Below are 22,327 nucleotides of genomic sequence, written 5' to 3'. Positions count from 1 at the left end.
CTATTCTTCATCGTTGTAAGCGATATCGGGAGAGAGCCGAGAGAGACCACCTCCGGCCATCGCGAAACAGTTTCAAGAAATATGTGACACGAGTGAGTGAACCTCCATTCCGTCACTCATTGCAATCACGATCGGCAATGTTCCCAACATGCGCGCTATTCGCGTATCGTGCCCCCTCGTGCCGCCCGTTCGCCCCTCCGACGCGACTCCCCCCAAACCCCGGCCGCCGTCCGGCGGACGACCGGGGTCCGACGTGGACGCCGAGGTGGTGTCGCTGCCGCCGGACGACGGAAGCGTCGCCGGGCCCGAATGGGCCGACGACGGGCCGGGCGAGACGCACCACCACAGCCGAGCCGAGGACCACACCCCGGGCGAGAGCGGAAGCGACAAGGAACAGGCCCACCAGGACGCCCGCGAACTGGCCGCCCGGTTCGAGGAGGAGAAGCCGGGGCGCGTGCTCGCCGGACCGGTCGGTGTCCTCTTCACCGGCATCACCGTGGCGGTCGGGCTGCTGACGCTCTGGCAGGTGTTCTTCCCGCTGGCCCAGGGCAGCAAGTACTACCTGATCTTCTTCCTGTCCGGCGTACTGCCGGTGGTGTTCCTGGCGTACCCCTCGGGGGTGCGGCTGCGCCGCGCCGAGACCGACGCGGACGACCGGCGCGGACCGACGCCCGTGGACTGGCTGCTGGCCCTCGCGGCGCTCGTGGTCTGCCTCTACCCGGTGCTGCCGGTCACCATCGGCGCGGGTGGCGGCGGGTACGACGCCTTCCTCGACCGGCAGGGCCTGCTGGATCCGCTGGACGTGGCGTTCGGCACCGGTCTGCTGCTCCTGCTGCTGGAGGCGTGCCGGCGCACCACCGGGTGGATCCTGCCGGCGGTCTGCGTGCTGTTCCTCGGGTACGGCTACTACGGCGGGCTGCTGCCGCAGGCCTGGCCGGTGGCGCACGCGGGGCTCGACTTCGGGCAGCTCGTCGACGCGTTCTACAACTCCGACAGCGGCTTCTACGGCACCCCGCTGGACGTGGCCGCCTCGTACATCGTGCTGTTCACGATCTACGGCGCGGTGCTCGACCTGTCCGGCGCGGGCCGGTTCTTCGTGGAGCTGTCCGCCGCCGCGTTCCGCCGTTCCCGCACGGCCGCCGGGCGCACCGCTGTCGCCTCGGGTTTCCTGCTCGGCACCGTCTCCGGCTCCGGCGCCGCCACCACCGTCAGCATCGGCGCGGTGACCTGGCCGATCCTGCGCCGCGCCGGCTACCCGGCCGAGCGGGCGGGCGGCATGCTCGCCGCCGCGGGTGTGGGGGCGATCCTGTCGCCGCCGACGCTCGGCGCCGCCGCGTTCATCATCGCCGAGTACCTGGGCGTGTCCTACCTCCAGGTGCTCGGCTGGGCCACGGTGCCGACGATCCTCTACTACCTGGGCATCCTGCTCTCCGTCGAGATCGACGCCCGGCGCTCCGGCGTGCGGCCGGTGGTCATCGACACCGGCTCGGCGTGGCGGCTGCTGGCCCGCTTCGGCTACCACTTCCTCTCGCTCTTCGTGATCATCGTGGTGCTGGCGCTCGGCGCGTCGGCGATGCGCGCGGTGGTCATCGCCACCGCGATCGCGGCCGTGCTGTCCTTCCTGGACCGCCGGCACCGGCTCACACCGGCCCGGCTGGTGGCGGCGCTGCGCGACGGCGTACGCGGGGTGCTCGCGGTGAGCGCCGTCTGTGCCGCGGCCGGCATCATCACCGCCACCACCACGAAGACCGGCCTCGGGCCGCAGGCCGCCGCGCTGCTGATCGACGGCGCGCAGGCGGTCAGCTCGGAGCCGGCCGTGGTGCTGGCACTGACCGCCGTGCTCGCCGCCGTCGCGCTCAGCCTGCTCGGTCTCGCCGTGCCGGTCACCGCCTCGTTCGTCATCGGCTGGGTGATCATCGGCCCGGCGCTGCTCAACCTGGGCGTCGAGGCGCCCGCCGCGGCCATGTTCGTCTTCTACTTCGCGGTGCTGTCCGAGGTCTCGCCGCCGACCGCGCTGGCAGCGGTCGCCGCCGCCGCCGTCACCGGCGGCCGGCTGGTGCCGACCATGTGGCAGACCCTGCGGTACGCGCTGCCGGCGTACCTGATCCCGCTGGCCTTCGTGATCACGCCGACCGGCCTCGGGCTGCTCGGCATCGGCGGGCCCGGGCGGATCGTGACGGCCGGCCTGGTGTCGGCGCTCGGCGTGGCGGTGCTGGCGGTCGCGGCCGGCGGCTGGCTACCCGGTGTGGGCCCGGCCGGCGTGCCGGAGCGGATCGTCGGCGCGGTCGCCGGGCTGGTGCTGCTCTGGCTGGAACCACTGCCCATGGCGATCGGCGCGGCGCTCGCCGCGCTCGCGGTCGCGGGCGTGTACGTCCGACGTGGCGCCGCCGGGCACGCCGGCCGCCCGGCGGTCGAAGAATCCGTGGACCTTGGGGAGGAGAGAGAGTGGGACGGATCGACGCGAGGATAGTGGCGGGTGTCGGGGCACTGGTCCTGGTCGCCGCCGGCGCCGCCGGCTGCGGGGGCCGTCAGGACGGCGCGGCGAAGGACGACGCCGCCCGCGAGGTCAGCTGCAAGGTCACCAAGGACACCCGGGTCGGCATCGCCACCGGCAACGCCACGGGCGTTTACTACGTGGTCGGCAACGCGCTCGCCGGTGAGCTGAGCAAGACCACCGACGGCAAGCTCACCGGGACGGCCGCCGAGACCGGCGCCTCGGTGCAGAACGTGGAGCAGCTCGTCGCCGGCCAGTACGACGTGGCGTTCTCGCTGTTCGACACCGCTGTCAACGCGGTGCAGGGCAAGGGGAGCTTCACCGCGCCTCAGCCGGTCAAGGCGCTGGCCCGGATCTACGACAACTACACGCAGGTGGTGGTCCGCGCCGACGCGGGGATCACGTCGGTGGCCGACATGAAGGGCAAGAAGATCTCCACCGGCTCACCCAAGTCCGGTACCGAGGTCATCGCCAACCGGCTGCTCACCGCCGCCGGGCTGGACCCGGCCAAGGACATCCAGGCGCAGCGGCTGGACCTCACCAAGACCGTCGACGGCATGAAGGACGGCAGCATCGACGGCTTCTTCTGGTCCGGCGGCGTGCCGACCGGCGGGGTCACCGACCTGTTCACCACGTCCGGCGACAAGGTGAAGTTCGTCGACATCAGCCCGTTGCTGCCGAAGATGGCCGAGCTGAACCCGGCGTACCAGGCGGGCACCATCGGCAAGGACATCTACCGGACCCCGGGCGACGTGCCCACCATCGTGGTGCCGAACGTGCTGCTGGTGCGCGACAACCTCGACGCCGACGTGGCCTGCGCGATCACCCGGACGGTGTTCGAGTCCAAGGACGCCCTGGCCCAGGCGAACCCGGCGGCGAAGGGCATCGAGCTGGGCAACGCCCGCAAGACCGACCCGGTGCCGCTGCACCGCGGCGCGGAGCGTGCGCTGAGCGACCTCGGCGCGAGCTGACCCGAACGGGCCGGGGCCCGGACGCGCGTCCGGGCCCCGGCCCACCGACCCGACCCGGAGACCCCCGTGCCGCTGCCCCACCCGGCTCGCGTACGCCGGCATCACCGCTCCGCGGACCGCACCGGACGCCTCCGCTCGGTCCGCGTCCAACTGCTGGCGCCGATCCTGGTGGCCACCGCCGGGCTGGTCGTGCTGGGGGCGGCGCAGACCGGCGCCGCGCTCGACGCGTCCGCCGACGCCGACCGGGCCCGCGTGCTGGCCGGCACCGCCACCGCGACCGTACGGCTGGTGCACGAGCTGGAACGCGAGCTGGGCGAGACGGCCGCGTTGCGCCAGCGCGGCGGTACGTCCGGCCGCCCGCTCGTGGACGCGCAGCGCCGCCGGGTGGACACGGCGGTGGAGCGTTACCGCTCGGCGCAGGGTGACGCGCGCCGGGCCGCCCCCGATCTGGCCGGGGTGCTGGACGACGCGCGAGGGCGCCTGGAGCAACTCGCGCCCACCCGGGAACTGGCGCTGGCCGGTGAGCGCGGCGACCCGGCGTACGTGTCGCTCGTGGAGTCGCTGCTCGCGGTCGCGGACGCGCTGCCCAGCCAGCTCCGCGACGCCGAACTGGCCAACCAGGCGCGCGAGGTGGCGGCGGTGGCCGCCCAGGAGCACCTGTCCGCGCTGGAGCGCGACCTGCTGCGGGCGGTGTTCGTCCGGGGTGGACTGCAAAGTGGCGAACTGGCCCGGCTGGGCCGGCTGCGGGGCGCCCGGGAGCAGCGGCAGGCCGAGTTCCTGCGGATCGCCTCCGCCCCGGCGAACAGGGCCTGGTACCGGCTGGTCGACGGCACCGACGTGACCACTGCCCGCCGGATACGTGACGCCGTGCTCGACTCCGACGGCGCGCCGGGCACGGTGAAGACCGACGGCGACGCCTGGTACGTGGCGCAGAGCGGCGCGATCCGCCGGTACAACCTGCTCGGCCGGGACCTGTCCGACGGGCTGGACCGGGACGCGGCCGACCTGGCCAGGGCGGCCCGGCTGCGTGCGGTGCTGACCGCCGGGGCGACGAGCACAGTCGCGCTCGGCTCGCTCGTCACCGCCGTGCTGCTGGCGGTACGCACCAGCCGCCGGTTGCGCCGGCTGCGGGTGGCCGCGCTCACCATGGCGAACCGGGAGCTGCCGGAACGGATCACCGCGATCGCGGCGGGCGAGCGGACCCCGGCGGAGGGCCCGGCGACCCGGATGACCGACGGAATCAGGCGGGGCCGGGACGAGGTGGCGCAGGTCGCCGAGGCGTTCGACACGGTGAACCGGGCCGCGTTGCGGCTGGCCGGGCAGCAGGCCGAGTTGCGGCTGGACGTGACCCGGATGGCGGAGGCCCTGGCCCGGCGCATCCGTACGCTCATCACCCGGCAGCTGCGGCTGCTGGACGACTTCGAGCGCGAGGAGACCGACCCGGACGCGCTGGCCCGGCTGTTCGCACTGGACCACCTCGCCGCCCGGTTGCGCCGCAACGGGGAGAACCTGCTGGTGCTCGCCGGTGGCGAACCCGGCCGCGGGCACGAGGGCGCGTTGCTGCTGGACGACGTGGTCCGGGCGGCGGCCTCCGAGATCGAGGACTACCCCCGGGTGGAGGTCGACGTGCCGACCGCCGCGGTGCACGGCACGGCGGCCGGCAACCTGGTGCACCTGCTGGCCGAGCTGCTGGAGAACGCCACCGTCTACTCGCCACCGGAGGCGCGGGTGCTCGTCGACGGCCGGCGCACGGTCGACGGGCTGGTGTTGCGCGTCCACGACCAGGGCATCGGCGTCAGCGAGAGCCGGCTGGCCGAGATCAACGAGCGGCTGGCCGCGCCGGCCACGCTGTCCAGCGCCGCGGCGGGCAGCATGGGCCTGCACGTGGTGGCTCACCTGGCCGCCCGGCACGGCATCCGGGTGCAGTTGCACAACCCCGGCACCGGCACCGTGGCGCAGGTCGACGTACCCGAATCGGTGCTGACCCGGGTCGAGTCGGTGGCGTCGCGCCCGGCCGCGGAGCGGCGGCCGCGCGCCGCGGCCTGGTTCAAGTCCGGGCCCGCCGCACGGCCGGCGGCCGGCGCCCACAGCCTCGTCACCAGCGCCACGACCGTCGGCCCGGTGCGCGGCGTCGCCGCCGTCCGCACGCCCGGTGGCGCGTTGCTGGCGCCGAGCACGGCGCGGATCCGGCCGGTGAGTGTGCCGCCGACGCCCGTCCCGACGACCGCCGCCGGGCTGCCCCGGCGGCAGGTGGGCGGCCACCTGCCCGAGCCGATGCCGGACGCCACCGCGCCGCCGCCGGCCACCGACCTGCTCGACCCCGAAGTGGTACGTGCCCGGCTGTCCGCCCTCGCCGAGGGGGTGGCCAGCGCGACCCGCCGTGCCCCGAACACCACCACACCCCACGGGAGAAGACCATGACCTCACCGTCCTCCACCGGCCTGGACTGGCTGCTGGCGAACTTCGCCGAGCAGGTGCCGGACGTCTCGCACGCGCTCGCGGTCTCCGAGGACGGGTTGCGGCTGGCGTCCTCGCCGGACCTCTCCCCCGACCAGGTCGACCAGCTCGCGGCGGTGATCAGCGGGCTGGCGAGCCTGACCGTGGGCGCGGCCCGCCTGATGTCCGCCGGCCGGGTACGCCAGCAGATCGTGGACATGGACGGCGGGGTCATGCTGGTGATGGCGGTGGGCGAACGGGCGCTGCTCGGCGTGCTGGCCGCGCCCGGCTGCGACCTGGGCCAGATCGGCTACGAGACGGCGACGCTGGTGCAGCGGGTGGCGGAGGCGCTGGAACCGGCGGTCCGGCGGTGACCGGCCGCCCGCTGCGGCTGCTGGCCGCGCTGATGACGGCGGTGCTGGTGGCGGGCTGCGCCGCCGAGGACTCCACTCCCCAGGCGTGGCACGGCGGGCGGATCTTCCTGGCCACCGGCAACACCACCGGCGTCTACTACCAGCTCGGCGGCGGGTACGCCGACCTGATCACCCGCCACCTGCCCGGGTACGAGGCGCGGGCGGAGCCGACCGGCGCGTCGGTGGAGAACATCACCCGGGTGGCGAGCGGCGACATGGAGATCGCGTTCAGCCTGGCCGACACCGCGGCGGACGCGGTCGACGGGCGCGGGGCGTTCGACAAGCAGCCGCAGCCGGTGCGCGCGCTGGCCCGGGTCTACAGCAACTACACGCACGTGATCGTCCGCGCCGACGGCAAGATCGGCAGCTTCGCCGACCTGCGCGGCAAGCGCATCTCCACCGGTTCGCCCAGGTCCGGCACCGACATCATCGCCGGGCGCCTGCTCACCGCCGGTGGCATGGACCCGAACCGGGACATCCAGCGGTTCAACCTGTCGCTGCCGGAGACGGTCAATCGGATGCGCGCCAAGGGCCTGGACGCGATGTTCTTCTCCGGTGGCCTGCCCACACCCGGCGTCAAGGACCTGCTCTCCTCCGCGCCCGGCACGTTCCGGCTGCTGCCGCTCGACGAGCTGATCGAGCCGTTGAGCGCCCGCTTCGGCGCGGTCTACACCACGGCGACGCTGCCGAAGGAGGTCTACGGCACGCCCCAGCCGACGCCGACCATCACCGTGGCGAACGTGATCCTGGTGGCGGCGGACATGCCGGAGCAGCTCGCGTACGACCTGACCCGGGTGCTGTTCACCTGGCAGGGCGAGTTGATCCAGGTGCACCCGGAGGCGGCGAACTTCAACCGGTCCAGCGCCGCGGCGACCCGGCCGATCCCGCTGCACCCGGGCGCGCAGCGGTTCTACCGCACCGGCTGAGCGCGGGCCCGTCCCCTCGGCCCACCCCGGGGCGGCGCCACGCCCGCTACGGCGTCCAGTCGCGCCGCAGCAGGCCGTAGATCGCCAGGTCGGTGAAGCCGTCGCCGTCGTACTCGCGGTCCCGCTGGGTGCCCTCGTGGACGAAACCGCACCTCTCGGCGGTGCGCCGCATGGCCGTGTTGCCGGCGAGCGTCTCGATCTCCAGCCGGCGCAGGTTGCGGTTGCGGAAGCCGTACCGGCAGAGCAGCCGGATCACCTCGGTCCCGTAGCCCTGGCCGCGCGCCTCGGGGAGCAGCGTGATGCCGAGGTGGGCGTACCCGTTGAAGGTGTTGATCCCCCACAGCACGCCGGTGCCGAGGAACGTGCCGTCGGCGACGGTCTCGGCCAGCAGCGACACCGCGGCGTCGGCAGCCGGCTGCTCGGCGGCACGCTTCTCCAGCCGGGCCCGGACGTGGCCGACGTGGTGCGGCAGGAACGGCTCGTCGTCGGTGACCAGGTGCAGTTCCGGATCGGCGTGCAGGCGGAACAGGTCCGGCGCGTCGTCTGGGGTGGGCGGGCGCAGGCGGACCCGGTCGGTGGCGAACATGCCGCGACGCTAACAGCCGGTCCGCAGCCACTCGACCGGATTATCCGGCCGCCGCCGGGCGCCCCACATGCCTAAACGACGCCAAGACGCACCTGTCGCGCATCATCGAGCGGGTGGAGCGCGGCGAAGAAATCATCATCGATCGGGCGGGAACCCCTGTGGCGAAGGTCGTACCGCTGGTGCGCCGGACCGACCGCACAGCGATCGGCTCCCTCGCGGGGCAGGTCGACCTCTCGGGCGACTGGGATTCGCCACAGACCAACGCCGAGATCGCCGCCGACTTCGGAATCGGCGCATGACCCTGCTGCTGGACACCCACGTCGCGCTCTGGGCCATCACCGGCGACGCCACCCTCGGTGTCGAGTTCCTCGACCGGCTACGCCACGACCCCGATGTCTTCCTCTCCCCGGTCAGCCTCTTGGAGATCACCGTCAAGCAGCAGGCGGGGAAGCTCTCCGGCCCGCCCGACCTGGCCGAACGGGTGCGCGACATGGGTTTCCGCGAACTCCCGGTGACCCACGACCACGCCATCACCGCGGGCAGCCTGCCGCCGCATCACCGTGATCCGTTCGACCGGATGCTGGTGGCGCAGGCGATCACGGAGGACCTGACCCTGGCCACGCGCGACGCCTCCATCCCGCTCTACGAGGTAGACGTCCTCAAGGTGTAGGGCCTCAGGCGTCGGCGGGGGCGGTGGCGGCCCGCGCCGCCGCGACCAGCCGGGCGGTCTCGACGGTCACCGCCTCGTCGTCGGCGGGTGTCCCCGGGTCGTAGCGGACCGTCCAGGTCAGACCGTCGACGCCGGGCACCCGCCGGGCCGCGATCCGCCCGGAGCCGCCGGGCACCTCGTGGTGCGAGGTGTACGCCACCGAGCCGGTGACCCGGGCCCGGACCTGGTGCGGCAGGTCGCCCGGGTCGACGAGCAGGTACGTCTCGGGGAGGCCGTCCGCCACCACCAGATAACCGTCGCGCTCGGCGACCGGCTCGGCGGGGGTGACTGTCATCTCCCGGCCGGACCAGACCGCCTTGAGGATGTCGTGCCAGCCGAGGCGGTCGACGCGGCCGGGCAGCCAGAGACCGCGGTTGCTGGCGACCAGCACGCCGTCGTTGCCACCCTCGCCGGTGCCGGCGGCGGCCCAGGCGAGCACCCGCTCGTCGGCGGCCAGCGGCGGCCGGTCGGCCGAGGGCAGTTTCGGCCGGCGGTTGAACAGACCCATCACAAACCTCCGGCGGCCTGCTCGCGCAGTGCCCGTGCGTGCTGTTCCAGCGAGAGCAGTTCCCCGAACAGGGCGAAGTACTCGTCCTTGTTGCTCACCGGATTGATCCGCTGGATCTTCGACTTCAGGTCGCGGATGCGGCCGGTGACCGAACTCCACTGGAGCCGGGCCATGGTGATCGAGACGTACCTCGGGTCGGGCTCACCGTCGATACGCAACGGCTCCACCGCCAGCTCACCGATCAGCGCCTGCCCGGCCAGGTCGTCGCAGGCGTCGCGGACCCGCTCGATCCAGACCGCGCCGCCGGTGGCGCCGGACGCGCCGCCTGCCGCGGCCACGGCGGCGCGTACCGCCACGTGCACCGGGTGCTGGTAGTCGGTCGCCTCGACCGCGTCGAACATCGGACCGGCCAGGACCGGCTCCTGCAACGCCAGCTTCAGCGCCTCCCGCTCCACCATGGAACGCGGGCTGTCCACAGTCGGCGCGGCCGGGCCGGGGCGGGCGGGCGCGGCGGGCGCGCCACCGGCCTGCGGCCCGTGCGCGGCGGCCAGCACCGCGCGCTGCACCGGCTCGATCTCCATGCCGAGGTCACCGGCGAGTTTGCGCACGTACTCCGGGCGCTTCTCCCGGTCCTTGATCTTCGCCACCAGAGGCGCGGCGCGGCGCATGGCCTCGACCCGGCCGTCGACGGTGTCCAGGTCGAACCGGTTGATCACGTGCCGGAGCGCGAAGTCCACCAGCGGTTCGCGGCGGGCCACCAGGTCGCGTACGGCCAGATCGCCCTTGGCCAGGCGCAGCTCGCACGGGTCCATGTTGTCGGGGCTGACCGCGATGAAGGTACGCCCGACGAAGCGCTGGTCGTCCTCGAACGCGCGCAACGCGGCCTTCTGGCCGGCCGCGTCACCGTCGAAAGTGAAGATGATCTCGCCGGCCCGCTCGTCGCTGTCGAACAGCACCCGGCGCAGCACCGAGATGTGGTCGCCGCCGAACGCGGTGCCGCAGGTCGCCACCGCTGTCGGCACCTCGGCGAGGTGGCAGGCCATCACGTCGGTGTAGCCCTCGACCACCACCACCTTGCCCTGCTTGGCGATCTCCCGCTTGGCCTGGTCGATGCCGTAGAGCACGTGCGACTTCTTGTAGAGCGGCGTCTCGGGGGTGTTGAGGTATTTCGGGCCGTCGTCGTCGTCGAACAGCTTGCGGGCGCCGAAGCCGATCACGTCGCCGGTGATGTCCCGGATCGGCCACATCAGGCGGCGGCGGAACCGGTCGATCAGCGAGCCGGACCGGGCCGGCCGGGACAGGCCGGCGGTCACCAGCTCGTCGTGGGTGAAGCCCTGCTGGCGCAGGTGCTTGGTGAGCAGGTCCCACCCGTCGGGGGCGAAGCCGCAGCCGTACCGCTCGGCGGCGGCCCGGTCGAAGCCGCGCCCGGCGAGGAACTCGCGGGCCGGCCGGGCGCCGGCGGTGGTGAGCTGGGCCCGGTAGAAGTCGACGGCGGCGGCGTGCGCCGCCACCAGGCGCTGCCGCTGCCCCTGCTGGGGGCGGGGACGTGGCGTGGACCGGTCGTCCTCGACGTAGCGCAGCTGGATGCCGGCGCGGGCGGCGAGCCGCTCCACCGACTCGACGAAGCTGAGGTGCTCGGCGTCCATCAGGAACTTGATCGCGTCGCCACCGACCCCGCAGCCGAAGCAGTAGAACACGTTGCGGGCGGGCGAGACGTTGAACGACGGGCTCTTCTCGTCGTGGAACGGGCAGAGCCCTTTGAGGTTGCCGCCGCCGGCCGACTTGAGCGTCACCACCTCGGAGATGACGTCCGCGATGGCGGTGCGCTCGCGGACCAGCGCGATGTCCTCGTCCCGGATCCGCCCCGCCATGACCGCCACCCCCTCGGCGTACATCCTGCCCTGCCGGACCGACGTTCCGGCGGCCGGGGGGACGGGCGTGTGGCCGGCCACGCCCGCCCCCGCCGGCTCAGGCCGAGCGGGCCGCCGCGGGGTCGCCGATACGCGGGAACGGCTCGATGGAGAAGACCACCTCGACCGGCACCTCGAAGTACGCGGCGATGCGCAACGCCAGGTGCAGGCTGGGCCGGAACTCGCCGCGCTCCAGGTAACCGACGGTCTGGTAGTGCACACCGAGCGCGTCGGCCAGTTGGCGCCGGGAGATGCCCCGCTCGGCGCGCAGCACCGCGATGCGGTTGTGCACGGTCTCGCTCATCGACGCCCTCTCATCCGACCCGCTGCATGGCCCGCTCCCGCCGGGCCGCGACCCGCGAGCCGGACTCCCGGCGGGCCATCCGCCGCAGCACCACCGGGGCCAGCACGAGCCCGAGCACCGCCCAGGCGCCGAGCACGCCGACCGTCTCCAGGTGCCGCCAGGAGCCGCCGAGTTCGACTGCCGCCAGGTCGCCCGGGAGCAGCGCCGAGCGCATGCCCAAGCCTAGCCAGTAGAGCGGGAAGACCTGGGCGACGCCCTGGAGCCAGCCGGGCAGGCCGTTGATCGGGTAGAAGATGCCGGACAGCGCGATCAGACCGAAGATCGGCATCACCACCAGGCCCATGTTGCGCGGGTTCTCCACCAGCGAGCCGATCACCGCGCCCAGCGGCAGCGTCGCCACCAGCCCGAGCGGCACCACCCAGGCCAGCGTGAGCCAGGCGCCGGGGTCGCCGAGCCGCAGCCCGTCGAGGAAGAACAGCCCGGGTGTGAGCTGGATGGCCACGCCGATCAGCGCGACCGCCGACACCAGGACGATCTTGCCGACCAGGTAGCCGAGCATGCCGTCCGGAATCGCCTTGGCGCGCAGCAGCGTGCCGTCCTCCCGGTCGATGACGAGCTGGTTGGCCAGCCCGAGCAGGCCGCCGAAGAGCAGGCCCATGCCGAGCGCGCTGGGCAGCGTACGGGCGCCGAGCGAGAAGTCGGTGCCGGGCACCGTCGAGCCGCGCATCCAGAACACGGCGACCAGCAGCACGACCGTGGGGAAGAAGTAGGTCCAGAGATCCTGGCCGTTGGTGAACGTCGCGCGCAGCTCGATCACGCCGCGCCGCAGCCCGGCCCGCAGCGCGTTGGTGGTCGGATTCATCGGTTCGCCTCCTGCTGCCACACCCGCTCGGCCCGGCCGGTACGGATGCCGGTCTCCTCCTCGTGCACCAGCGCCAGGTACGCGTCCTCCAGACTGGCCCGGCGCACCTCCAGCTCGCGTACCCGGTCGCCGTGCTCGCGGAGCAGGTCGCGCAGGAACGCGGTGGCGTCGGCGGTGGCGTGCACGTACCGCTCGCCGTCACGGGTCCAGCGCACCTCGGCGTCCCCCGCGACGCGCCGGGCGAGCTGGTCGGGTGAGCCCTCGGCGATGATCCGGCCGCCGGCCAGGATGAGGATGCGGTCGGCCAGCTTCTCCGCCTCGGCCAGGTCGTGCGTGGTCAGCACGATGGTGGTCTCGTCCAGGTCGGCCAGGCGGTGCACCAGCTCGTGGAACTCGCGCCGGGCGGCCGGGTCGAAGCCGACTGTCGGCTCGTCCAGGAACAGCAGTTCCGGGCGGCCGACGATGCCGACCGCGACGTCGAGCCGGCGGCGCTGTCCACCGGAGAGCCGGGCCACCCGGCTGCCGGCGTGCGCGCTCAGTCCCACCGTCTCCAGCAGCTCGTCGACCGGCCACGGGCGCGGGATCCGGTCGGTGGCGTACGGCGCGTAGAAGTCGCCGAGGTGGGCGAGCAGCTCCCGCACCCGCCACTTGCCGTGGTCGCGCCAGGACTGGAGCACCACGCCCAGCCGCGCGCGCCACCGCTCGTCGCCGCGCGCCGGGTCGGTGCCGAGCACGCGCACCGTGCCGGCCGAGGGCAGCCGGAAGCCTTCGAGGATCTCGATGGTGGTCGTCTTGCCGGCGCCGTTGGGCCCGAGCAGCGCCACCACCTCGCCCCGCCGGGCGGTCAGGTCGACGCCGTGCAGCACGTCGACCGCGCCGTAGCGCATACGCAGATCCCGCACGTCGAGGACGAGATCCTCGTCGGGAGGTCGGGGGGACGCGACGACCCCCGGGAGTTCGACAGCAGTCATGCCCCGGAATGTAGCACCCATACTACAAAGCGAGGTACCCCCGCTCAGGGGCGAGGGCGATGGAACCACCGCGTGACGGGGGCCGGCTCCTCCTCCTCGTACGACCGGGCCGCGTTCACCGCGGCGGCCAGGCCGGAGCGGCGGGGCCGGGGCCCGGCGCGCAGCATCGGATCGGCGGCCATCTCCCGGAGCACCGCGACGGCCAGGCCCAGCATCACCACGACGAACGGCAGCGCGACCAGGATGGTCGCCTGTTGCAGCGCGGCCAGCCCGCCGGCCAGCAGCAACGCCGCCGCGACCGCGCCGATCAGCACGCCCCAGAGCACCACCACCCCGCGGTGCGGCCGCAGCGCGCCGCGCGAGCTGAGCGAGCCGAGCACCAGCGACGCCGAGTCCGCGCTGGTGACGAAGTAGAGCGCGATCAGCACCATGGCGAGCACGCTCGTCAGCGTGGCCAGCGGCAGCGCGCCGAGCAGCCCGAACAGCGCCTGCTCCGAACCGGCGTCCACGTCCGCCACCAGGTCCCGGGTGCCGGTGGTCTGCGTACGCAGGGCGCTCCCGCCCATCACCGCGAACCAGACGGTGCTCGCGCCGCTGGGTATCAGCAGCACCCCGATCAGGAACTGGCGGACCGTACGGCCGCGCGAGATGCGGGCGATGAACGTGCCCACGAACGGCGCCCAGGAGATCCACCACGCCCAGTAGAAGATGGTCCACGAGCCCAGCCAGGCCGGATCGGAGAACGCCCCGGTACGCGTCGACATGCGCACCAGGCCGCTCAGGTAGTCACCGACCGAGGCGGGCAGCACCTCCAGCGTGTAGACGGTCGGACCGACCACGAACACGAACAGCATCAGCACGACGGCGATCAGCACGTTCGTGGTGGACAGCCACTTGACGCCCCGGTGCAGTCCGGAGAAGGCGGACACGACGAACGCGAGCGTGAGCGCGCCGATGATCGTCAGCTCGACGGCCCGGCCGTCCGGCACCCCGGCCACCAGGTCGAGGCCGGCCGCCACCTGGAGCGCGCCCAGCCCGAGGCTGGTCGCGGACCCGAACACGGTGGCGAAGACGGCGAGCAGGTCGATCGCGCGGCCGAGCGGGCCGTCGGTCCGGTCGCCGAGCAGCGGCGCGAACGCGGACGAGATCCGGTTGCCCCGCCCCTTGCGGAAGGTCGAGTACGCCAGGGCCAGCGCCGCGATCGCGTAGATGCCCCACGGGTGCAGCGTCCAGTGGAAGAGCGTGTACTGCATGGCCGTCGCGGCGGCGGCGCCGGTCTGCGGCGCGACACCGGAGGCGGGAGGCGGCGTCGCGTAGTGCTGGATCGGTTCGGCGACGGCGAAGAACACCAGGCCGATGCCCATGCCGGCGCTGAACATCATGGCGACCCAGGCCAGCGTGTCGAACTCCGGCCCGTCGTCGTCGGCGCCCAGCCGGATCCGGCCGAACCGGGAGGCGGCCACGACGACCGCCAGCACCAGGAAGGCGTCCGCCGCGACCACGAAGAACCAGCCGAACGTGTCGATCGTCCAACTCAGCCCGGCCGCGCCGAATGACGCCAGGGAACCACGCGCGAACACGCCCCAGGCCACCACGGCCAGCACACCGGCCACGCCGAGCCCGAGCACCACCCGGTCGGCCGGCTGTGTCCCGGCCCGCTCCCCCACATCCTCCGCCATGGCCCCATCCTGGGCGGAGCGGGCGCCGGGGTGGGACGAAACGCCCCACCCCGTACCGTCGGGAGCGGGATGGGGGTGAGGGCGGGGTGGGTCAGGCGGGGGTGGCGGTGGCTTCCTCGGCCTCGACCTCGGCGTTCCAGGCCGGCTTGGTGGACCGCCAGCCCTCGTCGTCCATGCCGCGCCGCCAGTAGCCGGAGACGGACAGGTCGCCCCGGGGCACGCCGCGCTCGACGCGCAGCAGCCGCCGCAGCTCCTTCATCGCGCCGGCCTCGCCGTGCACGAACGCGTGCACCCGGCCGGGCGGGAACTCCAGCGCCCGGACCGCTTCGACCAGCGACTCGCCGTACGGGCGCCCGTCCCGGTGCAGCCAGCACACCTCGACCTCGCCCGGGCTGGTCAGGGGCAGCTCGTCGGCCGGGCCGCCGACCTCGACGTACACCTTGGCGGGCGCGCCCGCCGGCAGCCGTTCCAGGGCGGCGGCGATGGCCGGCAGCGCGCTCTCGTCGCCCGCCAGCAGGTGCCAGTCGGCGGCCGGGTCCGGCGCGTACGCGCCGCCCGGCCCGGCGAACAACACCCGGTCGCCCGGGCGCAGCGCCGCCGCCCACGGCCCGGCCAGACCCTCGTCGCCGTGGTGCACCACGTCCACGGTCATCTCACCGGCCGCGGCGTCCCAGGCCCGCACCGTGTACGCGCGCAGGCGCGGCCACTGCTCCGCCGGGAACTCCCGCTTGATCGTGGCCAGGTCGACCGGGTACGGGTAGGTCACCCCGGCCGGCGGGAAGACGAACTTCACGTAGTGGTCGGTGTACGCGCCCACCGGCAGCCCGGCCAGCTCGGCGCCGCCCAGGACCAGGCGGATCAGGTGTGGGGTGGGCCGCGTGGTCCGGACGACCGTGGCGGCGGTGAGCTTCTTCGGGCGATCCGTCATGCTGCTTAGGCTAGCCTAAGCTCCGCGGGGGTGATCCGGTCAGCTTGGCGACACCAGCCGGGCGTGCCAGGCCAGCGCGGCCGGATCGGTGAGCGAGGCGACCTGGTCGATCACCACGCGCAGCCGCGCGGCGTCGTCCGCCGCGTCCCGCCACAGCGGCGCGAACACCGGGTCGAGCGCGTCAGGCGCCCGGTCCAGCAGCACCGCCACCAGCCCGGTCAGGACGTCGCGCTGCCGCGCGTAGCGGCCCTCGGCGCCGGGACGGCGCATCACGTACCGCAGCGCGATGCCCTTGAGCAGCGCGCACTGCGCCCGGATCCGGCGCGGCACCTCCAGGTCGGCGGCGTAGCGGCGGTGCGGGCCCGGACCGTGACGCTGCTCGGTCGCGGCCACCACGCCGGCCACGAACCGGCCGGTGAGCACGCTGGTGGTGGCCTTCAACGCGGCGAGCGCGCGGTGGCTGCCGTCGTACGCGGCCAGCGGCGCGAGCACCGGATCGGCCAGCAGGTCGGCGAGCACCTCGCCCAGATCCTCCGGCGCCTCACCCGAGTACGCGGCGGCCACGTCGGCGCAGAGCGCCCGCCGCTCGTCCGCGTCGGCCAGCAGCGGGCGCAGGTCGACGTACCCGCCGTGGATGCCGTCCTCGACGTCGTGCACCGAGTACGCCACGTCGTCGGCCCAGTCCATCACCTGGGCCTCCAGGCAGCGCCGGGCACCGGGCGGGGCGCCCTCGCGCAGCCAGTCGAAGACCGGGCGGTCGTCGGCGTACACGCCGAACTTGCGCTCCCCGGCGCGGCGCGGCCACGGGTACTTGCTGACCGCGTCCAACGCGGCCCGGGTCAGGTTCAGCCCGGCCGAGCGCCCGTCCGGGGTGAACACCTTCGCCTCCAGCCGGGTGAGCACCCGCAGCGTCTGCGCGTTGCCCTCGAAGCCGCCGCAGGCGGCGGCCAGCTCGTCCAGGGCGTACTCGCCGTTGTGCCCGAACGGCGGGTGACCCAGGTCGTGCGCCAACCCGGCGGTGTCCACCACGTCCGGGTCGCAGCCCAGCCGGGCGCCCATCTCGCGAGCGATCTGCGCGACCTCCAGCGAGTGGGTCAGCCGGGTACGCAGGAAGTCGTTCGTCCCGGCGGTGTGCACCTGGGTCTTCGCGGCGAGCCGGCGGAACGCCGCCGAGTGCAGCACGCGGGCGCGGTCCCGCTCGAACGGCGACCGGCCGTACCCGGTGTCCTTGGGCGCCTCGCCGACCAGCCGCGCCGCGTCGCTCATTTCTCCCGGATACGCAGATGGTCGCGACTGCGGGGCTCGCAAGACCGGCTCACTCCTCGCGCTCCCGGAGCACGCAGAACTCGTTGCCCTCCGGGTCGGCGAGCACCGTCCACTCCACGTCTCCCTGGCCGATGTCGACGTGCCGGGCGCCCATGTCGACCAGGCGCTCCACCTCGGCCTCCATGTCGGCCGGGCGCAGGTCGATGTGCAGCCGGTTCTTCCCCTCCTTCGGCCCGGCGACCGGGACGAAGACGAGGCCGGGCAGCGTGTCGGGAGTCCGGCGGATCTCCACCTCGTCCGGCTTGTCGGTGATCACCTGATAGCCGAGCGCCTCCGCCCACCAACTGGCGAGCCGGGACGGATCCCGGGCGTCGACTACCAGGTTCTCCCAGACGGCGGTCATGTGGACACCCCTCCTGATCGACACGCGGCGGAAGCTCAGGTTACGCCGAGGAGGCCGGAAAGGCGCGCCGGGCGCACGCGGGGCCGCCGGCGAGCACCGGCGACCCCGCGCCCTCCTCAGCGGGAGTCCGAACCCGTGGTGGTGATGGCCGCGCGGCCCGCCTCCAGCCGGGCCACCGGCACCCGGAACGGCGAGCAGGAGACGTAGTCCAGTCCGACCTCGTGGAAGAAGTGCACCGAATCCGGGTCACCGCCGTGCTCGCCGCAGACGCCGAGCTTCAGCCCCGGACGGGCCGCCCGGCCCTCCTCGGCGGCGATGCGCACCAGCCGGCCGACACCGTCGGTGTCGATCGACTCGAACGGCGAGATGCCGAAGATGCCCAGCTCCAGGTAACGCCAGAAGAACGCGCCCTCCACGTCGTCGCGGGAGAAGCCCCAGCCCATCTGGGTCAGGTCGTTGGTGCCGAAGGAGAAGAACTCGGCCGCCTCGGCGATCTGCCCGGCGGTCAACGCCGCCCGGGGAACCTCGATCATCGTGCCGATCAGCACCTCGACGCCGCTGTCCCCGACCACCTCGGCGATGATCCGCTCGGCCTCGGCGCGTACCGTCTCCAGCTCCTGCACGGCCCCGACCAGCGGCACCATGATCTCCGGGCAGGCCGTGCCGCCGTCGCGGACGACCGCGACGGCGGCCTCCGCGATCGCGCGCACCTGCATGGCGAACAGGCCCGGGATGACCAGGCCGAGCCGGACACCGCGCAGGCCCAGCATCGGGTTCTCCTCGTGCATCCGCCGCACGGCGGCGAGCAGCGCCTCCTCCTTCGCGACGTCCTCGCCGCGCTCCTGGGCCACCGCGACGTTCACCGCGAGCTGCTCCAGCGGGGGCAGGAACTCGTGCAGCGGCGGGTCGATCAGCCGCACCGTGACCGGAAGGCCGTCCATCTCCCGGAAGATCTCGACGAAGTCGGCCCGCTGCAGCGGCAGCAGTGCCGCGAGCGCGTCCTCCCGCTCCCGTTCGCCGGAGGCCAGGATGAGCCGCTCGACCAGCTCGCGCCGGTCGCCGAGGAACATGTGCTCGGTGCGGCACAGGCCGATGCCCTCGGCCCCGAAGCGCCGCGCCCGGGCCGCGTCCGCGCCGGTGTCGGCGTTCGTGCGGACCCGCAGCCGCCGCGCCGCGTCGGCGTGCGTCATGATCCGGTGTACGGCGCGGACCAGCGCGTCGTCGGTGTTCTCCGGGTCGAGTTCGCCCTCGAAGTACTGCACCACCTCGGACGGCATGACCGGCACCTCACCGAGGTAGACCTTGCCGGTGGTGCCGTCGATCGAGACCACGTCGCCCTCGTTCACCACGTGGCCGCCCACTGTGAACTTCTTCGCCGGCACGTTGACGTCCAGCTCGTCGGCGCCGGAGACACAGGTCTTGCCCATGCCGCGGGCCACCACCGCGGCGTGGCTGGTCTTGCCGCCCCGGGAGGTCAGGATCCCCTTGGCGGCGATCATGCCGTTGAGGTCGTCCGGGTTGGTCTCCCGGCGGACCAGGATCACCGACTCGCCCTCGGCGGCCAGCTCGACCGCCCGGGCCGAGGTGAAGACCACCTTGCCGGACGCCGCGCCCGGGGAGGCGCCGATGCCCTTGGCGACCGGCTCGAACTCGTGGTCGAGCTGGAAACGCGGGAACATCAGCTGGGCGAGCTGGGCCCCGTTGACCCGGTGCAGCGCCTCGTCCAGATCGATCAGGCCCTCGTCGACGAGCTGCCCGGCGATGACGAACGCGGCCGCGGCGGTGCGCTTGCCGACCCGGGTCTGGAGCATCCACAGCTTGCCGCGCTCGATGGTGAACTCGATGTCGCACAGGTCCTTGTAGTGCTCCTCCAGCCGGGCCATGATGCCGAGCAGCTGGTCGTAGGAGGTCTTGTCGAGCTGCTCCAGCTCCTGCAACGGCACCGTGTTGCGGATGCCGGCCACCACGTCCTCGCCCTGGGCGTTGGCGAGGTAGTCGCCGTAGATGCCCTGCGCCCCGCTGCCCGGGTCGCGGGTGAACGCGACTCCGGTGCCCGAGTCGGGGCCGAGGTTGCCGAAGACCATCGTCACCACGTTGACGGCGGTGCCCAGGTCGGCGGGGATGCGCTCCTGCCGGCGGTAGAGCACCGCCCGCTCCGCGTTCCACGACTCGAAGACCGCGCGGATGGCCAGGTCGAGCTGCTCGCGCGGCTCCTGCGGGAACTCGCGGCCGGTGTGCTTGGCGAAGATCTGCTTGTACGCGTCGACCAGCCCGCGCAGGTCGTCGGCGTCCAGGTCGAGGTCGTTGTGCGTACCCTTGGCGCGCTTGATCTCGTCCAGCGCGTGCTCGAACTCCTCGCCCGGCACCTCGCAGACGGTCTTGCCGAACATCTGGATCAGGCGGCGGTAGGAGTCCCAGGCGAACCTGTCGTTCCCACCCGCCTGGTTGCTGAGTCCGACCACGCTGCGGTCGTTGAGACCGACGTTGAGGACGGTCTCCATCATGCCCGGCATGGAGAACTTGGCGCCGGAGCGTACCGAGACCAGCAGCGGGTCGTCCGGGTCGCCGAGGCGCCGGCCCATCTCGCGCTCCAGGGACTCCAGGTGCGCCTCGATCTGCGCGGCCAGGCCGTCCGGCTCACGCCCGGTCGTCAGGTACGCCTTGCAGGCCTCCGTGGTGATCGTGAAGCCGGGCGGAACCGGCAGGCCGAGATTCGTCATCTCGGCCAGGTTGGCCCCCTTGCCGCCGAGCAGATCCTTGAGATCCTTGTTGCCCTCGGCGAAGTCGTAGACGTACTTCTGCTCGACCGGATCGTGCGCTGCCACCAGAGCCTCCCACGCGCGCCATTGACACTTAACGAAGGTTCAGTTCGGACATACCCCGGTAGTGACCACCGGTAATCCCGGCTCGTCAGCGTCGGTGGGGCGAAGGCTAGGCGAGTTTCGAGAAACCTGGGAGCGTTCGGTGACTTTCGGCACAACGGTCACCACAATCCGCGTTCGTACGGGTTTTTGGGAACGCTTCCACGAGCACGATCACGCAATTCCGATTCCTCTCGTACCCTTGACGTCACTGCATCTCGCGGAACCTGACCTTTGCCATATCCCGCGCGAATACACCCTCGGAGCCGTCGCCGTGCAGACCAACCCCGCCGCCCCGGAGACCGGGCCGGAGCCGACCGACACCCGCCCCACCAGCCCTTCCGCCGACGCACCCGCTGCGCCGCTGCCCGGTGTGCCGGCGCCCGCCGCCGAGCTGGCCCGGGTCGCCGCGGGCCGGGCCGCCGGGGCGCTCGCCGGACCGGCGGCGGTCCGGCTCGGCGACGTGGTGCCGGCACCCGAGCAGGTGCTCCCGGACCCGGCCGGTGACTTCACGCTGAGCGCGGACGCGGTGCTGCGGGTCAGCCCCGCCGCGCGGGACGTGGCCGAACAGCTCGCCGGCTGGCTGCGCCCGGCCACCGGTTTCCCGCTCCCGGTCGCCGACACCGCCGAGGGCGGCCCGCTCACGCTCACGCTGTCCCCGGCGGACGCCGCCGTGCCGAGCGGTGCGGTCGTGGCCAGGCCGGCGTCCACGGGCCCGGAGGCGGCGGACGTCGCGGGCGGTGAGCCGTCCGGCGCGACGGGCCGCACCGCCGAGCCGGACGACGCCGGGCTCGGGGACGAGGGTTACCGCCTAGACGTGACCGCCGGCGGCGCCCGGATCACCGCCGCCACCCCGGCCGGACTGTTCCACGGCGCGCAGACGCTGCGGCAGCTCCTACCCGCGCCGATCGAGAGCCCGGCCCCTGTCGCGGTGCGCTGGGCGGTGCCGGGCGGCACGATCGTCGACCGGCCGCGCTTCCCCTACCGGGGCGCCATGCTCGACGTCGCCCGCCACTTCTTCCCGGTCGAGGACGTGCTGCGGGTGGTCGACCACCTGGCCCGCTACAAGCTCAACCACCTGCACCTGCACCTCACCGACGACCAGGGCTGGCGGATCGCTGTCGACTCCTGGCCCCGGCTCGCCGAGGTCGGCGGCGCGACCGAGGTCGGCGGCGGCCCCGGCGGCTGGTACACCCGGGACGACTACCGCCGCCTCGTCGCGTACGCCGCCCGCCGCCACGTCACAGTGGTGCCCGAGATCGACCTGCCGGGCCACACCAACGCGGCGCTCGTCGCGTACCCCGAACTGGCGCCCGGCAAGATCGCGCCGCCGCCGTACACCGGCACCGAGGTCGGGTTCAGCTTCGTCGACCCCGCCGACGAGCGGACGTACGCCTTCGTCGCGGACGTGGTCGGCGAGGTGGCCACGCTGACGCCCGGACCGTGGCTGCACCTCGGCGGCGACGAGGCGTTCAAGGTGCCGGCCGACAGCTACCGCGCGTTCGTGGAGCGGGCACAGCGGCTGGTCGCCGCGACCGGCAAGACCGTCGTCGGCTGGCACCAGCTCGCCCCGGCCGAACACGTCGACGGGCGCGTCCTTCAGTGGTGGGGCACGAACGGTGACGACCCGGAGACCGCCGACGCGGTACGCCGGGGCGCCCGGCTGATCCTCTCCCCCGGCAACCACGCGTACCTGGACATGAAGTACGCCCCGGACACCCCGATCGGACACGACTGGGCCGGTCTGATCGACCTGCGCCGGGCGTACGAGTGGGATCCGGCCACGCACGTGCGGGGTGTGCCGCCCGAGGCGGTGCTGGGTGTGGAGGCGCCGTTGTGGACCGAGTCGGTCACCACGATCGCCGAGGTCGAGTTCATGCTCTTCCCGCGCCTGCCCGCCCTCGCCGAACTGGCCTGGTCACCGCGCGAGACGCACGACTGGCCCCGGTTCCGCAGCCGGCTGGCCGCCCACGGCCCGCGCTGGACCACCGCCGGCATCACCTTCCACCCCTCCCCCGAAGTCCCCTGGCCCCCCAAAACCCCAGGCATCCCCACCCAGCCCACCCCCCACACCACCCCCACCCCCACCACCCCCTGACC

Annotated in this window: 18 protein-coding genes and 1 pseudogene; 8 read left to right on the top strand and 11 right to left on the bottom strand. The window is 73.3% G+C overall.

The genetic code is table 11. The features are described from left to right. Nucleotides 1–253 precede the first annotated feature (253 nt). The 5 genes from V6U82_RS24080 (at nucleotide 254) to V6U82_RS24060 (ending at nucleotide 7,240) form a co-directional block, all read left to right on the top strand. Complete coding sequence (locus V6U82_RS24080; protein ID WP_334464767.1) at nucleotides 254–2,470, top strand: TRAP transporter permease; 2,217 nt, start codon at nucleotides 254–256, stop codon at nucleotides 2,468–2,470. Further along, on the top strand, nucleotides 2,446–3,465 hold the full coding sequence (locus V6U82_RS24075) for a TAXI family TRAP transporter solute-binding subunit (protein WP_128137266.1): 1,020 nt from the start codon (nucleotides 2,446–2,448) through the stop codon (nucleotides 3,463–3,465). Before V6U82_RS24080 ends, V6U82_RS24075 begins: the two co-directional genes overlap by 25 nt. Before the next feature lie 66 nt (nucleotides 3,466–3,531). Then, nucleotides 3,532–5,886, top strand: coding sequence for a sensor histidine kinase (locus tag V6U82_RS24070; RefSeq protein ID WP_334464765.1), 2,355 nt, complete (start codon nucleotides 3,532–3,534; stop codon nucleotides 5,884–5,886). Beyond that, a complete protein-coding gene (locus V6U82_RS24065; protein WP_128138772.1) occupies nucleotides 5,883–6,275 on the top strand; it encodes a roadblock/LC7 domain-containing protein in 393 nt (130 codons plus the stop codon). Before V6U82_RS24070 ends, V6U82_RS24065 begins: the two co-directional genes overlap by 4 nt. Next, the gene (locus V6U82_RS24060) at nucleotides 6,272–7,240 is read left to right on the top strand and encodes a TAXI family TRAP transporter solute-binding subunit (RefSeq protein ID WP_128138773.1); all 969 of its coding nucleotides are present in this window, start codon (nucleotides 6,272–6,274) and stop codon (nucleotides 7,238–7,240) included. Before V6U82_RS24065 ends, V6U82_RS24060 begins: the two co-directional genes overlap by 4 nt. A 46-nt stretch (nucleotides 7,241–7,286) precedes the next feature. Here the strand turns inward: V6U82_RS24060 and V6U82_RS24055 are convergent, their stop codons facing one another. Beyond that, on the bottom strand, nucleotides 7,287–7,826 hold the full coding sequence (locus tag V6U82_RS24055; protein WP_334464762.1) for a GNAT family N-acetyltransferase: 540 nt from the start codon (nucleotides 7,824–7,826) through the stop codon (nucleotides 7,287–7,289). A gap of 71 nt (nucleotides 7,827–7,897) precedes the next feature. Here V6U82_RS24055 and V6U82_RS24050 point away from each other — a divergent pair. Both V6U82_RS24050 and V6U82_RS24045 read left to right on the top strand, forming a co-directional pair. After that, a pseudogene (locus V6U82_RS24050) lies at nucleotides 7,898–8,125 on the top strand (type II toxin-antitoxin system Phd/YefM family antitoxin); the annotation flags it as partial. Then, entirely contained in the window at nucleotides 8,122–8,496 is a 375-nt protein-coding gene (locus tag V6U82_RS24045; RefSeq protein ID WP_334464760.1) for a type II toxin-antitoxin system VapC family toxin, read from the top strand. The pseudogene V6U82_RS24050 and the gene V6U82_RS24045, both read left to right, overlap by 4 nt. A 4-nt stretch (nucleotides 8,497–8,500) precedes the next feature. Here V6U82_RS24045 and V6U82_RS24040 read toward each other — a convergent pair whose 3' ends face one another. From V6U82_RS24040 to ppdK, 10 genes are all read right to left on the bottom strand, one after another. Beyond that, nucleotides 8,501–9,043: a hypothetical protein gene (locus tag V6U82_RS24040; RefSeq protein ID WP_334464758.1), complete on the bottom strand. Its 543-nt coding sequence runs from the start codon at nucleotides 9,041–9,043 to the stop codon at nucleotides 8,501–8,503. Continuing rightward, the gene (gene dnaG / locus V6U82_RS24035; RefSeq protein ID WP_334464756.1) at nucleotides 9,043–10,938 is read right to left on the bottom strand and encodes a DNA primase; all 1,896 of its coding nucleotides are present in this window, start codon (nucleotides 10,936–10,938) and stop codon (nucleotides 9,043–9,045) included. The genes V6U82_RS24040 and dnaG overlap by 1 nt, the downstream gene beginning before the upstream one ends. A 73-nt stretch (nucleotides 10,939–11,011) precedes the next feature. Continuing rightward, the gene (locus V6U82_RS24030; RefSeq protein WP_013287928.1) at nucleotides 11,012–11,257 is read right to left on the bottom strand and encodes a helix-turn-helix transcriptional regulator; all 246 of its coding nucleotides are present in this window, start codon (nucleotides 11,255–11,257) and stop codon (nucleotides 11,012–11,014) included. Between the two features lie 10 nt (nucleotides 11,258–11,267). Further along, nucleotides 11,268–12,119 carry an ABC transporter permease gene (locus V6U82_RS24025; RefSeq protein WP_128138416.1) on the bottom strand — a complete coding sequence of 284 codons (852 nt, stop codon included), beginning with the start codon at nucleotides 12,117–12,119 and terminating at the stop codon, nucleotides 11,268–11,270. Then, nucleotides 12,116–13,090 (bottom strand): ABC transporter ATP-binding protein, encoded by a 975-nt coding sequence (locus V6U82_RS24020; protein ID WP_334464754.1) that lies wholly within the window; start codon nucleotides 13,088–13,090, stop codon nucleotides 12,116–12,118. The genes V6U82_RS24025 and V6U82_RS24020 overlap by 4 nt, the downstream gene beginning before the upstream one ends. Nucleotides 13,091–13,134: 44 nt before the next feature. Next, nucleotides 13,135–14,769, bottom strand: a complete 1,635-nt coding sequence (locus V6U82_RS24015) for a BCCT family transporter (protein ID WP_334464752.1) — start codon at nucleotides 14,767–14,769, stop codon at nucleotides 13,135–13,137. A 91-nt stretch (nucleotides 14,770–14,860) separates the two neighbouring features. Next, nucleotides 14,861–15,697, bottom strand: coding sequence for a siderophore-interacting protein (locus V6U82_RS24010; protein ID WP_334464750.1), 837 nt, complete (start codon nucleotides 15,695–15,697; stop codon nucleotides 14,861–14,863). Nucleotides 15,698–15,736: 39 nt separating this feature from the next. After that, on the bottom strand, nucleotides 15,737–16,963 hold the full coding sequence (locus V6U82_RS24005; RefSeq protein ID WP_334464748.1) for a deoxyguanosinetriphosphate triphosphohydrolase: 1,227 nt from the start codon (nucleotides 16,961–16,963) through the stop codon (nucleotides 15,737–15,739). Nucleotides 16,964–17,012: 49 nt separating this feature from the next. Next, nucleotides 17,013–17,366, bottom strand: a complete 354-nt coding sequence (locus V6U82_RS24000) for a VOC family protein (RefSeq protein WP_120568537.1) — start codon at nucleotides 17,364–17,366, stop codon at nucleotides 17,013–17,015. Nucleotides 17,367–17,482: 116 nt separating this feature from the next. After that, nucleotides 17,483–20,191, bottom strand: coding sequence for a pyruvate, phosphate dikinase (ppdK, locus tag V6U82_RS23995; RefSeq protein ID WP_128138411.1), 2,709 nt, complete (start codon nucleotides 20,189–20,191; stop codon nucleotides 17,483–17,485). Nucleotides 20,192–20,501: 310 nt separating this feature from the next. Between ppdK and V6U82_RS23990 the strand changes: the two genes are divergently transcribed. Continuing rightward, nucleotides 20,502–22,325, top strand: coding sequence for a family 20 glycosylhydrolase (locus V6U82_RS23990; RefSeq protein WP_334464744.1), 1,824 nt, complete (start codon nucleotides 20,502–20,504; stop codon nucleotides 22,323–22,325). Nucleotides 22,326–22,327 lie beyond the last annotated feature (2 nt).

It is taken from the genome of Micromonospora sp. CPCC 205554 (genome assembly GCF_036902745.1).
GTDB lineage: Bacteria > Actinomycetota > Actinomycetes > Mycobacteriales > Micromonosporaceae > Micromonospora > Micromonospora tulbaghiae.
The sequence above is the reverse complement of the archived record's forward strand: the minus strand, read 5'-3'. Positions and strand labels throughout refer to the sequence as shown.